This is a genomic window from Streptomyces sp. NBC_01537, assembly GCF_045040445.1.
GTDB lineage: Bacteria > Actinomycetota > Actinomycetes > Streptomycetales > Streptomycetaceae > Actinacidiphila.
The window spans coordinates 3,373,805-3,387,361 of the sequence record NZ_CP109392.1; the positions used below are offsets into that span (position 1 = coordinate 3,373,805).

The 13,557-nt window shown below is 71.6% G+C and carries 14 protein-coding genes; 4 read left to right on the plus strand and 10 right to left on the minus strand.

Annotation, left to right across the window (positions count from 1 at the left end; translation table 11 throughout):
* Positions 1-4: 4 nt before the first annotated feature.
* Positions 5-1,123: an SDR family oxidoreductase gene (locus OG607_RS15330; RefSeq protein WP_405723549.1), complete on the minus strand. Its 1,119-nt coding sequence runs from the start codon at positions 1,121-1,123 to the stop codon at positions 5-7.
* Between the two features lie 118 nt (positions 1,124-1,241).
* On the opposite strand from OG607_RS15330, the gene OG607_RS15335 reads away from it, so the two are divergent.
* Together OG607_RS15335 and OG607_RS15340 are read left to right on the plus strand one after the other, a co-directional pair.
* A complete protein-coding gene (locus tag OG607_RS15335) occupies positions 1,242-2,651 on the plus strand; it encodes a zinc-dependent metalloprotease (RefSeq protein ID WP_405723551.1) in 1,410 nt (469 codons plus the stop codon).
* Positions 2,648-3,184 (plus strand): NUDIX domain-containing protein, encoded by a 537-nt coding sequence (locus OG607_RS15340; protein WP_405723553.1) that lies wholly within the window; start codon positions 2,648-2,650, stop codon positions 3,182-3,184. The genes OG607_RS15335 and OG607_RS15340 overlap by 4 nt, the downstream gene beginning before the upstream one ends.
* Before the next feature lie 63 nt (positions 3,185-3,247).
* Here OG607_RS15340 and OG607_RS15345 read toward each other — a convergent pair whose 3' ends face one another.
* The 4 genes from OG607_RS15345 to OG607_RS15360 all read right to left on the minus strand — a co-directional run bounded on the left by OG607_RS15345 (position 3,248) and on the right by OG607_RS15360 (position 6,951).
* On the minus strand, positions 3,248-4,009 hold the full coding sequence (locus tag OG607_RS15345; protein WP_405723554.1) for an AIM24 family protein: 762 nt from the start codon (positions 4,007-4,009) through the stop codon (positions 3,248-3,250).
* 16 nt (positions 4,010-4,025) lie between these two features.
* Positions 4,026-4,709 carry an AIM24 family protein gene (locus OG607_RS15350; RefSeq protein WP_405723556.1) on the minus strand — a complete coding sequence of 228 codons (684 nt, stop codon included), beginning with the start codon at positions 4,707-4,709 and terminating at the stop codon, positions 4,026-4,028.
* Between the two features lie 6 nt (positions 4,710-4,715).
* Entirely contained in the window at positions 4,716-6,281 is a 1,566-nt protein-coding gene (locus tag OG607_RS15355) for a TerD family protein (protein ID WP_405723558.1), read from the minus strand.
* 91 nt (positions 6,282-6,372) lie between these two features.
* Positions 6,373-6,951, minus strand: a complete 579-nt coding sequence (locus OG607_RS15360; RefSeq protein WP_405723560.1) for a M48 family metallopeptidase — start codon at positions 6,949-6,951, stop codon at positions 6,373-6,375.
* A 259-nt stretch (positions 6,952-7,210) separates the two neighbouring features.
* On the opposite strand from OG607_RS15360, the gene OG607_RS15365 reads away from it, so the two are divergent.
* Positions 7,211-8,275 (plus strand): TOMM precursor leader peptide-binding protein, encoded by a 1,065-nt coding sequence (locus tag OG607_RS15365; RefSeq protein ID WP_405723562.1) that lies wholly within the window; start codon positions 7,211-7,213, stop codon positions 8,273-8,275.
* A 21-nt stretch (positions 8,276-8,296) separates the two neighbouring features.
* Entirely contained in the window at positions 8,297-9,646 is a 1,350-nt protein-coding gene (locus OG607_RS15370; protein WP_405723563.1) for an ABC1 kinase family protein, read from the plus strand.
* A 29-nt stretch (positions 9,647-9,675) separates the two neighbouring features.
* Here the strand turns inward: OG607_RS15370 and OG607_RS15375 are convergent, their stop codons facing one another.
* The 5 genes from OG607_RS15375 to OG607_RS15395 all read right to left on the minus strand — a co-directional run bounded on the left by OG607_RS15375 (position 9,676) and on the right by OG607_RS15395 (position 13,450).
* Complete coding sequence (locus OG607_RS15375) at positions 9,676-9,867, minus strand: hypothetical protein (protein ID WP_329312785.1); 192 nt, start codon at positions 9,865-9,867, stop codon at positions 9,676-9,678.
* Between the two features lie 95 nt (positions 9,868-9,962).
* On the minus strand, positions 9,963-10,286 hold the full coding sequence (locus tag OG607_RS15380) for a hypothetical protein (protein WP_329312787.1): 324 nt from the start codon (positions 10,284-10,286) through the stop codon (positions 9,963-9,965).
* On the minus strand, positions 10,283-10,651 hold the full coding sequence (locus OG607_RS15385) for a WhiB family transcriptional regulator (protein WP_405723565.1): 369 nt from the start codon (positions 10,649-10,651) through the stop codon (positions 10,283-10,285). The genes OG607_RS15380 and OG607_RS15385 overlap by 4 nt, the downstream gene beginning before the upstream one ends.
* Positions 10,652-10,738: 87 nt before the next feature.
* A complete protein-coding gene (locus tag OG607_RS15390; RefSeq protein ID WP_405723567.1) occupies positions 10,739-11,101 on the minus strand; it encodes a hypothetical protein in 363 nt (120 codons plus the stop codon).
* Positions 11,102-11,242: 141 nt separating this feature from the next.
* Complete coding sequence (locus tag OG607_RS15395) at positions 11,243-13,450, minus strand: ATP-dependent DNA helicase UvrD2 (RefSeq protein ID WP_405723568.1); 2,208 nt, start codon at positions 13,448-13,450, stop codon at positions 11,243-11,245.
* Positions 13,451-13,557 lie beyond the last annotated feature (107 nt).

A 13,557-nucleotide genomic window follows, 5' to 3' on the forward strand; every position in this document is an offset into this window, starting at 1 on the left:
CCCGCTACAAGCCGCGCCGCTTGCGCGCGCGGCGGACCATCGCGGCGGTGCCGACGAGGGCGACCGTGGCGGACGCGGCGGCGCCGAGCGTGGCGGCGTCCTTACGGCCGAGGCGGCGGCCGACGACGGAGTTGCGGCCGGCGACCTCTTCGAGGAGCTCGGCGAGGACCTCCTCGTTGGTCCAGTGGGGCCGCCAGCCCGCCTCGTGGAGCCGGCTGCCGCTGACGACCCAGGGGTGCATGGTGTAGGTGAGGTCACCGGCCGGGGAGGGGGTGAGCCCGAGCCGGTGGAGGCGGGAGGCCGCGCCGAGGGCGATCGTCGGGGGCAGCTCCATGCGGCGGATGCCGCTGAGCTCCTCGACCTCCTCCTGTTCGAGCCAGCCGTCGCAGCCCACGGCCATCTCGCCGTCGACCTTCTCCAGGACCGCGTACTCAAGGGCCGTGACCAGGTCGTCGACATGGCAGAACTGCCAACAGGGCCGGCTGCCGGCCACCACCAGCAGCCGGGGCGACTCGAAGTACCGGGTCAGCGCGGTGTCCGTGCCGCCGACCAGGACGGTCGGCCGCAGGATCGTCACGTTCAGGCCGGGATGCGCACGCGGCGCGCGCTTGCCGAGGCGCTCGATCTCCAGCAGGTCGCCGACGAAGCTGGCCTCGGCCGTCGCGCGCAGCGGCGCGTCCTCGGCCAGCGGGATGTCGTTGTCGGGCTGGGCGCCGTAGACCATGGCGGAGGTGCAGAGCACGACCCGGCGTACCCCCGCCGCGGCGGCGGCCGTGAGCACGGTCTGCGTACCGCGCACATTGAAGGCGGTGCGGGCCTTGGGGTCGGATTCGAGGTCGAGGTCGAGCCCGAGGTGGACGACGACGTCGACGCCGCGCAGTCGCTCGGCGATCACCGGGTCGCGTACGTCCAGGACCCGCCAGGTCGCGCCGGGCACGTCGCCGCGCCGCTCGTCGATCGCCACGACCTTCCTGACATGGCCGGACTCGACGAGCCGCAGCGCGAGCAGCCGGCCGACACCGGAGGCCGCGCCGGTGACGGCGACGACCGGCCCGGAAGGGGCCTTGGCGGGGCCCCGCTCGGCGCTGCGCTCTGGGCGAACGGACGGTTCTGGGGAACTCACCGGGTGTCTCCCACGGTTGTTTCTAGTGCGAGGTGCGCACATTCAGTACGCAGCCATCCTGCCTGACGGGTGTCTAGGCTGGAGGTACAGCCCACAACACACAGAGCCGAGGAAACCCGTGAGCGACCACCCATTCGGATTCGGCGTCCCTCCCGAGGAGCCCGAGGACGGGGACAGCGGCAAGCAGCCGGGCGGCTCCGGCGGCTCAGGAGGGCCTTCCGGCGGCAATAACCCATTCGGTTTCGGCGGCATGGGCGGCGGCGCGGGCGACAACCCCTTCGCCGCGATGTTCGGCTCCCTGAACCCCAACGACCTCGGCGCCGCCTTCCAGCAGCTCGGCCAGATGCTCTCCTACGAGGGCGGCCCGGTGAACTGGGACATGGCCAAGGACATCGCCCGCCAGACCGTCGCCCAGGGCACCGCCGACGGCACCAAGGACGCCAGCGTCGGCCCCGCCGACCGCGCCTGGGTCGAGGAGGCCGTCCGGCTGGCCGACCTGTGGCTGGACGGCGCGACCTCGCTGCCCTCCGGGGCCGGCTCTGCGGTTGCCTGGAGCCGCGCCGAGTGGGTCGAGGCGACCCTCCCGGTCTGGAAGGACCTGGTCGACCCGGTCGCCGAGCGGGTCGGCGCCGCCATGGGCGATGTTCTGCCCGAGGAGATGCAGGCCATGGCCGGCCCGCTGCTCGGCATGATGCGCTCCATGGGCGGCGCGATGTTCGGTACGCAGATCGGCCAGGCCCTCGGCACCCTGGCCGGTGAGGTCGTCGGCTCCACCGATGTCGGCCTGCCCCTCGGCCCGGCCGGCAAGGCCGCCCTGCTGCCCGCGAACGTCGCCGCCTTCGGCAACGGCCTCGGCGTCCCCCAGGAGGAGGTGCGGCTCTACCTCGCGCTGCGCGAGGCCGCCCACCAGCGGCTCTTCGCCCACGTGCCGTGGCTGCGCGCCCATCTCTTCGGCGCCGTCGAGGGCTACGCCCGCGGCATCAAGGTCGACACCGCCAAGCTGGAGGACGCGGTCGGCCAGCTCGACCCGTCGAACCCCGAGGCCCTTCAGGACGCGCTCCAGCAGGGCATGTTCCAGCCCGAGGACACCCCCGAGCAGAAGGCGGCCCTCGCCCGCCTCGAAACCGCCCTCGCCCTCGTCGAAGGCTGGGTCGACGCCGTCGTCCACGCGGCCGCCGCCCCCCACCTGCCGTCGGCTGCCGCCCTCCGCGAGACCCTGCGCCGCCGCCGTGCGACCGGTGGTCCCGCCGAGCAGACCTTCGCCACCCTCATCGGCCTGGAGCTCCGTCCGCGCCGTCTGCGGGACGCCTCCCGGCTCTGGGCCTCCCTGACCGACGCCCGTGGCGTCGACGGCCGCGACGGCCTCTGGGCCCACCCCGACATGCTGCCGACCGCGGCAGACCTGGACGACCCGGACGGCTTCGTGCACCGTGAGTCGATCGACTTCTCGGAGCTCGACAAGATGCTGGGCGACGCCGCACGGGGCGAAACGGATGGCGAAACGGACGAGGGCGACAGCGAAAAGTGAGTGAACTGCACGCGGACGCGGTGCGCGTCCTCAAGGACTGGGACGCGCCCGACGCCGCCCAGGAGCAGCTGCGGCTCGACTACCTGGACCACCTCGCCCAGCACGACGACGGCATGTGGAAGCCGTGCCGCCCCGGGCACATCACAGCCAGCGCGCTCGTCATCGACCCCGTCGGTGAGCGGGTGCTGCTCACCCTCCACCGCAAGCTGAAAATGTGGCTCCAGATGGGCGGCCACTGCGAGCCCGGCGACGCAACCCTCGCCGACTCCGCCCTGCGGGAGGCCACCGAGGAGTCCGGCATCGCCGGGCTCACCCTGCTGCGGGCGGAGCCGGTCAAGCTCGACCGGCACGAGACGCCGTGCGCATGGCATCTGGACGTCCAGTACGCGGCGATCGCGGAGCCTGGGGCGGTCGAGGCGATCAGCGAGGAGTCGCTCGACCTGAAGTGGTACGGATTCGACGAGGTCGCTGCGGTGGCCGACGGCTCGGTCGAGGCGCTGCTGGCCCGTACGCGAGCCGTCATCGGCGTCTGATCTCAGCCCGTCCGGTGTTTGATGCGGGCCGGGGGCGGAAAGCCGCCCCCGGCCCGCATCCCCCTACCGGTTCGTGAAGATGTTGCCCTGGTTCTGCCCGTGCGCGCCCTGCTGACCGAATCCGTACTGCGCGGCAAGCCCCTGCCCGACCTGCGCCCCCTGCGGCGGCATGAGCTCGCTCGGCTGGACGAGCACATACCCCTCCCCCACGAAGTTGAGCTCCCAGCCTTCCCCGGTGTTCCCGCGCCGGCGCCAGACGCTGGACGAGGAGGTCTGGGCCTGCATCTGGACCCGTAGCGACGACGACCAGGCGACCACCGCGTCGGCGTCGGCCGAGACGTACTTGTCGGGGGTGACCGGCATCAGCAGCGGCTTGCCGGAGGTCATGAGGGCGACCTTCCCCCGTCCGCTGATGTTCAGGTTGTACGCGCCGGTGCCGGAGATGCCGAACTGGCTGTCGACGGCGATGACGTCGTAGTGGAGCCCGGAGTCGAGCGCGAGCACATACGCCGCGTCGACCGTCAGGCCCTCGTGGTCGACGTCCACGACATGGATGTGCTGGGCGAGGTTGGCGAGATAGACCGTGCCCTGGCCGGAGCAGCGCATGAGGTCCAGGCCCTCGCCGGTGCGGGCACGGGCGTAGGCCTGGCCTTGGCTGCGGTATTCGCCGTCGAATTCGATCAGGCCCTGGTAGGCGACCATCGCGCCCTTGCGGGCGAGACAGTCGGTGTTGCCGTCGAGCCGGACCCTCAGCAACTGGTCGTTCTGGAGGGTGTAGTGGTCGTCGGACTGGACTTCGGTGTATGCGAAGAGCGGGCTCTGCATGGTGTGTCGTTCCCCCTCAGCCCCGTGCTCGGAGGCGGTCGGTGCTGTCTTCACTGGGCTGTACGACGACGAATCCCTGCCCGGAGAAGCCGATCTGGAAGGCCTCGCCGCTGCCCCGCCCGATGAGCGAGGAGGCCTTGAAGCTGCGCTTGGGCTTGGTCTTGAGGCCGGAGGACCAAGCGACCAGCGCGTCCGGGTCGACGTACGTCTCGTCATCGCCCCGGCCGCAGTCGACGACGATCGGTGTGCCGCGCGAGGTGACGGCGACCCAGCCGGTACCGGAGACGGCGACGTTGAACAGGCCCTGGCCCGCGAACTTCGCCAAGCCCTTGACGCGCTCGACGCCCCACTGGAGCTGGGCGTCGAAGGCCAGCAGATTGCTGCCGTTCACCGACAGGGACTCGTTGTTGAGGTAGACGGGCACGACATCGGCGCCGTAATCGGCGAGGTAGAGCAGGCCGTCGCCGGTGCACTTCATGATGGGCGCGCCCTCGCCGGTGATCCACTGGGAGGCCATCTGGCGGACGGCGGGCGGGTTGGGCTCGTACTGGACGAAGCCCTCGTACGCGACCATCGAGCCGGTGCGGGCGAAGAGGTCCTGGCCGGTCTGCATGGCGACCTTGAGCATCTTGCCGCCGTGGGCTTCCATCCGGGCGGTCACCGGGGTCGGTGCGAAGCCCGCGATCAGGGTCTGGTCCATTGCGGGTCACACCTCGTAGGGCTGGACGACGATGAAGTTGCCGGGGGCGCCGCGGAACTGGAGGTTGACGGTCTCCCCGCTGTGGCCCGGGTAGGCGGTGCGGCGCAGCCGCACCTGGCTGGAGAGGATCACCTGCGAGGCGGCGGACCAGGCGACGATGGCGTTGCTGTCGGCGTACGTGGTCGGGGTGACCGGGAGCACCACCGGGGTGCCGTGGGTCTTGACGATGACGGTGCCGGTGCCCTGGAAGAGCATGGTGAACAGGGCGCCGCCGGGGATGCCGTGGCCCTCGATGCGGCGTACCTCGTGCTGCAACGACTCGTCGAAGGCGAGGACGTTCTCGGCGGAGACGCAGATCGCGTCGCCCTGGAGCTCGATCGGGTGCAGGTTGGCGGCGTTGTCGGCGAAGAAAACCTGGCCCTGGCCGGTGCAGCGCATCAGCTGCATCTCCTGGCCGGTGGCGTTGCCGACGATGCGGCCGGTGAATCCGGCGCCCTTGTAGCCGAATTCGACCTTGCCCTGGTACAGCACCATGCTGCCCTGCTTGGCGAGCACCGGCTGGCCGCCGGCCTGGGAGAGGTCGGCGCGGATCAGCTTGGAGTTCTGCTGCGTCCAGCGCTGGCCGGTCGGCGCCTCGCGGTACTTCTCCAGCGCGACGGTGAGCCCGGCGGGCGGCTGCCCGAGCTGGGGCTGCGCGAAGGGGGCCGGCGCGGGCTGCCCGAACTGCGGCTGCTGGCCGAACTGCGGTTGCTGCCCGGACGGCTGCTGGCCGAACTGCGGCTGTCCGTAAGGCGGCTGGCCCGGCGGCGGCTGGGGCGGTGGGACCTGGCCGAACGGTGGCGCCGCCGGCGCGGCGATCGGCGCGACCATGGTGGGCGCGGCGTGGACGGGCGGGGCGGGCTGCGGCGGGCCGACTGGCGCGCCGAAGGCCGGGGCGGGGGCCGGGGCCGCGGGGGCGGGGACGGGCGGAGCGGCGGCGGGCGGGGCGAAGGCCGGGGGCGCGAAGCCCGGGGCGGCGGACGCGGGGGCGGGCGGCGGCTCTTCCTCGGCCACCTCGCCGCCGAAGTTCTTGAGCAGCGCGTCCAGGCCGCCGTCGAAGCCCTGGCCGACGGCCGCGAAGCGCCAGACGTCCTTGAGGTAGACGTCGGCGAGCATCACTGCGCGCTCGGTGGTGAACTCGGCACCGGTGAAGGCGTAGCGGGCGACTTCCTCGCCGCCCGCGACGATCCGGATATAGCCGGGGCCGACCTGCGACATGACGCCGTTTCCGTCGATGGTCGCGGTGAAGGAGAGCTTCTGGATCTGCTGGGGGATCTTCTCCAGCGTCACCCTGAAGGATTCGGTGTCTCCGGCCTGCGGCCCGAGCTGCTGGATCGCCTCTTCGGGGGACTTCGGCTGGTTGAAGAAGATGAAGTACCGGTCGTCCGAGAGCTGCTCGCTCGCGTCGAGCCCGAAGCAGCTGATGTCGAACGACAACCCGGCACCGGCGATCTGCACACCGATGTACAGATCTGTCCCCGCCGTCAGATCGCTGATCTTGGCCTTGTGGCCACGCTGGAATTCCCTGGCCATACGAACGACCGTCCCCCATCCGTAAGTACGTGCATGTGGTGCTTTCGACAGGTTAACGGCTACCTGTGACAGCAGGGCCGTCCGATCCGCGCTATTCCTCGCGACCGGTCGGCAGATGCGGCAGCCGGCCCGCGGCCACCACGCCTTCCAGATAGCCGCGGGCCCGTTCGGTGCGCGGATAGTCGTCCAGCAGTTCCCAGAAGCGCGGCCCGTGACCGGGCACCAGAAGGTGCGCCAGTTCATGGAGGAGTACGTAGTCGATCACATACTCCGGCATGCCCTGGAGCCGGTGCGAAAGGCGGATGCTGCCCTCGGACGGGGTGCACGAGCCCCATCGTGAATTCTGGTTGGTCACCCACCGCACGGTGTCCGGGGCCGCCCGGCCGCCGAGATACTGGCCGGACAGCTGCTCGGCCCGGGCTGCCAGCTCCTCGTCGCCGAGCATCCGGCGGCTTTCCTGGGCGGCAAGCTTGTCGAGCATGAGCGTGACCCAGCGTTTTTCCTCGGCGGCGGACATCCGGGCCGGGATGAGGACGATGGTGCGGTCGCCCTCGCGGTAGGCCGAGACCGTACGGCGGCGGCGGGCGCTACGGCGTACCTCGACCGCGCTGGTGCGTGCGGAAGTGAGTGGGGACTGGCTGGAAAGGCTGTGAGCCGGTTCGGCGGACACGTGTCGACGTTACCGGTACGGGGACCCGTGGGTCCTGTCCCCCGGCCGGTTGCCTGTGGATTCCATCGACGTCTTGCGCATATCGAATGACTATCCCTCACAGCCTGTGGATAACTTTCTGCGATTGTCGGCCCTGCCGGGCATTCTGGACCTGTCACACGAACCGGACCGAACGGATACCACGGGGGTGGCCATGCGTCCCATGCTCAAGACCGCGATGCGCCGGAGCTGGCGAAATCGCGAAAGCATCCAATTCGGGGTGGATCCGGCCCACGCCGTCGTACTGGACGCGGTGGACGGAGCCGCAGCCGGCTTCCTCGACCTACTGGACGGCACCCGGGGCCTGGGCCCGCTGGCCCGCGAGGCCGAGGCCCTCGGGCTCGAACCACCGCAGGCCCGGCGGCTGCTCGGGCTGCTCGCGCAGGGCGGCGTACTGGACGATGCGGCGGCCCATGCCGAACTGGCCGACTCGATACGGCATCGCACCGCCGCCCTCGACCGGCTACGGCCCGACCTGGCGGCACTCTCCGTGATCCACTCCGGGCCCGGCGGGGCGGCGGCGCGGATACGGGACCGCCGGGCGGCCCGGGTGCGGGTGATCGGCGCGGGCCGGGTCGGCGCGGCCGTGGCGGCGCTGCTGTCCGCGGCCGGCGTCGGCCGGGTCGAGGTCCGCGACGGCGGCCGGGTCGAGCCCTGGGACACCTCGCCCTGCGGCATCCCCGCCGAGCACATCGGCGACCGCCGGGACGCGGCCGCGCGCGGAGCCGTACGCCGGGCCGCGCCCGACCCGCGGGCGGCGGCACCCGGCAGCCGGCGAAGTGCCGTACCCGAGAACGGGCTCGGGCTCGTCGTGATCGCCCCCCGCGACGGCCTGGACGCGTACGCACCCGACCCGGACGACGCGGAGCCGCTGCTCGCCGCGGGCATCCCACACCTCTATACCGGCGTGCTGGAGGGCACAGGGGTGATCGGCCCGCTGGTCCTGCCGGGACGCACGGCCTGCGCGGGCTGCCTGGCCCTGCGGCGGGCCGACGCGGACCCGGCCTGGCCACGGGTGCTGGCCCAGCTGCGGTCCCGGCGCGGGTCCGGCGTCCCGGCCTGCGACATCGCGCTGGCGACGGTGGTCGCGGGGCTGGCCACGGCCCACGCCCTGGCCTTTCTGGACGGTGGCGAGCCGGCCAGCTGCGGGGCCCGGGTGGAAGTGGGACTGGCCCGGCTGGCGATGGAGCTGCGGCCGGTGCCGGGTGACAAAAGATGCCTATGTGGTGCGACCCGCGAACTCGGTGAGTCGGTTCAGGAGAGGCAGGGGACAATGACGACGTGACCGACCGGAAAGAGGGGGCGCATGTCTGATCTTCCGCGCAAAGCAGTGACCCGTACGGCCAAGTTGGCGGCACTCCCTCTGGGGTTCGCGGGGCGGGCGACCCTCGGACTCGGCAAGAGACTCGGCGGGCGCCCGGCCGAGGTGGTCGCGACCGAGCTCCAGCAGCGCACCGCCGATCAGCTCTTCAAGGTCCTCGGCGAGCTGAAGGGCGGGGCCATGAAGTTCGGCCAGGCCCTGTCGGTGTTCGAGGCGGCACTGCCCGAGGAGGTCGCGGGCCCCTACCGGGCGGCGCTCACCAAGCTGCAGGACGCGGCGCCGCCGATGCCCGCCCGCACGGTGCACGGCGTGCTGGCGGAGCGGCTGGGCGCGGACTGGCGGTCGCTGTTCACCGAATTCGAGGACAAGCCGGCCGCGGCGGCCTCGATCGGGCAGGTGCACCGCGCGGTGTGGCACGACGGGCGGGAGGTCGCGGTCAAGGTGCAGTACCCGGGGGCCGGGGACGCGCTGCTGTCGGATCTGAACCAACTGGGCCGGGTGGCCCGGCTGTTCGGTCCTCTGATCCCGGGCATGGACATCAAGCCGCTGATCGCCGAGCTGCGCGACCGGATCTCGGAGGAGCTGGACTACGAGCTGGAGGCCCAGGCCCAGCACATCCACGCCACCGAGTTCGCCGGTGACCCGGATGTGATGGTGCCGGAGGTGGTGCACCGCACCGACCAGGTGCTGGTCACCGAGTGGATGCACGGGATGCCGATGTCCGAGGTGATCTCCGGCGGCACCCAGGCCATGCGCGACCGGGCCGGGCAGCTGCTGGCGTACTTCCTCTTCGCCGGCCCGGCCCGCACCGGGCTGCTGCACGCCGACCCGCACCCCGGCAACTTCCGGCTGCTGGTCGACGACGGCCCGGCGGAGGGCTGGCGGCTGGGCGTGCTGGACTTCGGCACCGTCGACCGGCTGCCCGACGGGCTGCCGCTGCCGATCGGCACGGCACTGCGGCTGGCCCTGGCGGGTGACGCCGAGGCCGTGCACGCGATGCTGCGCCAGGAGGGCTTCGTCAAGCCGACGATCAAGCTCGACCCGGACGCCGTACTGGACTATCTGCGGCCGATCATCGAGCCCGCCGGGGCGGAGGAGTTCGCCTTCGCGCGCGGCTGGATGCGGGCGCAGGCGGCCCGGATCGCGGACCCGAGGTCACCGGCGCACCAGTTGGGCAAGCAGCTCAATCTGCCGCCGTCGTATCTGCTGATCCACCGTGTGACCCTGAGCACCATCGGCGTGCTGTGCCAGCTGGCGGCGACGGTGCGGCTGCGCGACGAACTGCGCGAGTGGCTGCCCGGCTTCGCGGAAGGGGACGAGGCGGAGTCGGCCTGAGGCTGGGGCAGACCCGAGGCCGGCGGGTCTCACCACCAGGACGAGTCGAGGCGGCCCTCGATGCTGCGGAGGTGGGTGCGGGCGCAGTCCTCGCAGAAATAGACGCGGACCCCGTTCTCCACCGAGCAGGTCCAGGTGAGCGGTGGCGGTCCGTCGTGGGCGGATTCGCAGCGGCCGCAGATGGTCGTTCCGGTCGTCGCGACCGTCGTCTTCTGGTCCACTTCGCGACAATAACGCGGGGCCGGTCGAAAACGACCGGCCCCGCGTTATGTGTCGGTTACTACTGCGTGAAGAGCCGTGACGTGCTATCGCGTCACTACTGCATCACGGCCATGGCCAGCGCGCGACGGGCGCGCAGCGAAGCACGCTCGGCCCGCCGCTGGAGACGCCGGGCGCGGACCACCCGGAGGGCCATGCGTTCATGCTCGGCCTCGGAGAGGCGTTCTTGCATATGGGCACGGGCCAGGGCTTCTGGCATGAGTTGCATTTCGAGGTTCCTGTTCTGACGCGAGGTCATCGCGTCGGACGCCGGGGCGGGGGTGTCGTGGAGGGACGGATTCATCGTTGGGTCCTGCTTCTTCGGATCGTGCGTGAGGGGATGGTCGATCGTTCCGATGGCGTGGCGGGCGTGACGGGTCATGCCATGACCGCGTTCTTGCGCGGACGGCCACGGGGACGCTTGCGCGGCACCACGACGCCCTGGACGAACAGCTCGCCGCCCCAGACGCCCCAGGGCTCACGGCGGTCCTTCGCGCCGGCGAGGCAGGCCTCGCGGACCGGGCAGGTCTGGCAGAGCGACTTGGCGTACTCGACATCGGCCGGGGACTCCGCGAAGAAGACCTCCGGGTCGAACGTCCGGCACGGGACGGGGACGCCGAGGCGCTCGATCTCGTCGTCGAGCTCGGTCAGGGGCAGCAAGGGGACCTCCGGGTGATCGGGCGGGAGCTTCGGGTCGGTGACGGACGGTGCAGGCGGGGTGGAGTGCACGGTCGGTTCGTTCCTCATCTGTTGTTCGGGCTTATTGAAAACAGAAGGGCCGCGGATCCCGGTCTGGGATTCCGCGGCCCTGGAAGGTGCCGGCCTGATCGTGGATCAGGCTGGATCACTCCAGGGTTCGAGCCCGCGGAAGGCCCACTTCAGGTTGTGCTGCGTCTTCTGCTCTGCGTGCTGTTCGTTGGAGCCGCCGAGGCCGGCGTATCCATTGGTTCCGGCACCGTTGGTGGTCGCCGCAAAGGCATAGGCCTGAACCTGTGCCACTGCCGCAACCGCTACCGCCGGTGCCTGGACCGGTCGCTCGCTGCGCTCCCGGACGACCTCAAGAACGACAGAGGACATGGGCAGCAGACGGCCGGACGCACCGGTGCCACGGAGCGAAATGCCGAGCGGGCAGGCGGCGACGACCGAGCGATCGGTCATTTTGACGGTGCTGACGGGCTTGGTCTCGATGATGGTCATTGGTCTTCGCCTCCTCTCGGCGTCTCGTAAGGCTGACAGGGCAGGTGGTGCAAGCTCAGTACATCATGGTTCCCGCCGCTCTTGGAAGAGCCGCGGCGACCACGTCCCGAAGGCTATGGGGCTTTCCGCGCGGTGCGCAAACTATTTTTCCGTCTCTTCCGAATCAACTTCCCCGGCCGCTTCCCCGCCCACTTCCCGGCCCGCGCACAGCGCCAGCACGTCCTCGCCGTACTTGTCCATTTTGCGGGCCCCGACCCCGGCGATAACCGCCAGTTCGTGCGGGTCGGAGGGCCGCACCTCGGCGATCGCGAGCAGCGTCTTGTCGGTGAAGACGCAGTACGCCGGCTGGCCGATGGCCTTGGCCTGCGCCACCCGCCACTCGCGCAGCCGCTCGTACAGCGCCTCGTCCAGGTCGGAGGGGCAGTCCTCACAGCGCATCAGCTTGATCTCGCCCGCGTCGGACAGGGTGCGCCCGCAGACCCGGCAGAACACCGGCCCGCGCCTGCGCTTGGCGGCGGCCGGGCCGCGCTCCAACGCGCCTGTGGCGGCCGCCGGGCGGCCGCCGGCGCCCCTGGCCGCCGAGCCCGGCCGCAGGCCGTCCAGGAAGCGCGAGGGCCGCCGGCCGGCGCGCCCGCCGGGTGAGCGGGACAGCGCCCAGGACAGGCCGAGGTGGAACCGGGCGCGGGTGACGCCGACATAGAGCAGCCGGCGCTCCTCCTCGACCTGCTCGTCGGTCTTGGCGTAGGTGATCGGCATCGTGCCCTCGCTGAGGCCGACCAGGAACACCGCGTCCCATTCCAGACCCTTGGCGGAGTGCAGCGAGGCCAGCGTGACGCCCTCGACGGTCGGGGCGTGCTGGGCGCCCGCCCGCTCGTCCAGTTCGGCCACCAGATCGCCGAGTGTCGCGGCCGGCCGCACCCGGCAGAAGTCCTCCGCGAGCCGTACGAGCGCCGCCAGCGACTCCCAGCGGTCCCGCACCGCCCCCGAGCCGGCCGGGGGCTCGGCGGACCAGCCGCGCGAGCCGAGCACCGCCCGCACCTGGTCCGGCACCGAGGCGTCCTCGGCGTCCGGCACCGAGGCCGCGCGGGCCGCGCCGCGCAGCAGCAGCCCGGCCTCGCGCACCTCGGGCCGCTCGAAGAACCGCTCCGCGCCCCGCAGTTGGTACGGCACCCCGGCATCGGCCAGCGCCTGCTCGTACACCTCGGACTGGGCGTTGATGCGGTAGAGCACCGCGATCTCGCTGGGTCGCACCCCTCCGTCGATGAGCGCTCTGATACGGCGGGCGGTGCCCTCCGCCTCGGCCGGCTCGTCCGGGTACTCGGCGTAGGACGGCTCAGGACCGGCCTCGCGCTGCGAGATGAGCTCGAGGCGGTGCTGGGCGGCCTGCCCGCGCGCCTGCCCGAGCAGCCCGTTGGCCAGGTGCACGACCTGGGGGGTCGAGCGGTAGTCGCGGACCAGCTTCACGACGGTGGCGTCCGGGTGTCTGGTGCGGAAGCCGAGCAGGTAGTCCGGGGTGGCGCCGGTGAAGGAGTAGATGGTCTGCGAGGCGTCGCCGACCACGCAGATGCTGTCGCGGGGGCCGAGCCACAGGTCGAGCAGGCGCTGCTGGAGCGGGCTGACGTCCTGGTACTCGTCGACGACGAAGTGCTGGTACTGCTCGCGGACGGCGTCCGCGACATCCGGGCGGTCCTGCAGCACGCCGACCGTGAGCAGCAGCACGTCCTCGAAGTCGATGACCCCCCGGTCGCGTTTGAGCTGCTCGTACGCCGTGTAGATCCGGGCGACCTCCGCCGGGTCGCGCGGCACCTCCCGCCCGGCCTTCGCGGCGGCGGCCGCGTAGTCCTCGGGCACGGTCTGGGTGACCTTGCACCACTCGATCTCGCCGGTGACATCGCGCAGTTCGCCCCGGTCCAGCCGGATCCGGCAGCGCGCCCCGGCCTCGGCGACGAGCTGGATCTTGCGTTCGGCCAGGCGTGGCATGTCGCCGCCGATCGCGCGCGGCCAGAAGTACTGGAGCTGGCGCAGCGCGGCCGAGTGGAAGGTGCGCGCCTGCACCCCGCCCGCGCCGAGCTGCCGCAGCCGGCCCCGCATCTCCCCGGCAGCCCGGGCCGTGAAGGTGACCGCGAGCACACTGCCGGGCTGGAGTATCCCGGCCCGCACCCCATAAGCGATCCGGTGCGTGATCGCACGGGTCTTGCCGGTGCCGGCCCCGGCCAGCACGCAGACCGGCCCGCGCAGGGCCGTGGCGACGGCACGCTGCTCCGGGTCGAGCCCGGCGAGCACGGCGTCCGCGGAGTCCGGGACGGCCGGGAACTCCGGGAAGAGCGGGGAGTGGGTTGTTGCGGTCACCCCCTCATGCTCCCAGGTCCGCAGTTGCGGCCGGGAAAGTTATCCACAGCTGAGGTGTGATATTCGGACCACGATGGATGACGAGGAATGTCCCGGCCGGGAGTTAG

What these genes read in the sequence shown, in the direction of transcription:
- OG607_RS15345 (WP_405723554.1), bottom strand. Translation starts at nt 4,009, where the DNA reads ATGCAGAGCCCGCTCTTCGCATACACCGAAGTCCAGTCCGACGACCAC.
- OG607_RS15350 (WP_405723556.1), bottom strand. Translation starts at nt 4,709, where the DNA reads ATGGACCAGACCCTGATCGCGGGCTTCGCACCGACCCCGGTGACCGCC.
- OG607_RS15355 (WP_405723558.1), bottom strand. Translation starts at nt 6,281, where the DNA reads ATGGCCAGGGAATTCCAGCGTGGCCACAAGGCCAAGATCAGCGATCTG.
- OG607_RS15370 (WP_405723563.1), top strand. Translation starts at nt 8,297, where the DNA reads ATGTCTGATCTTCCGCGCAAAGCAGTGACCCGTACGGCCAAGTTGGCG.
- OG607_RS15380 (WP_329312787.1), bottom strand. Translation starts at nt 10,286, where the DNA reads ATGACCCGTCACGCCCGCCACGCCATCGGAACGATCGACCATCCCCTC.
- OG607_RS15385 (WP_405723565.1), bottom strand. Translation starts at nt 10,651, where the DNA reads ATGAGGAACGAACCGACCGTGCACTCCACCCCGCCTGCACCGTCCGTC.
- OG607_RS15390 (WP_405723567.1), bottom strand. Translation starts at nt 11,101, where the DNA reads ATGACCATCATCGAGACCAAGCCCGTCAGCACCGTCAAAATGACCGAT.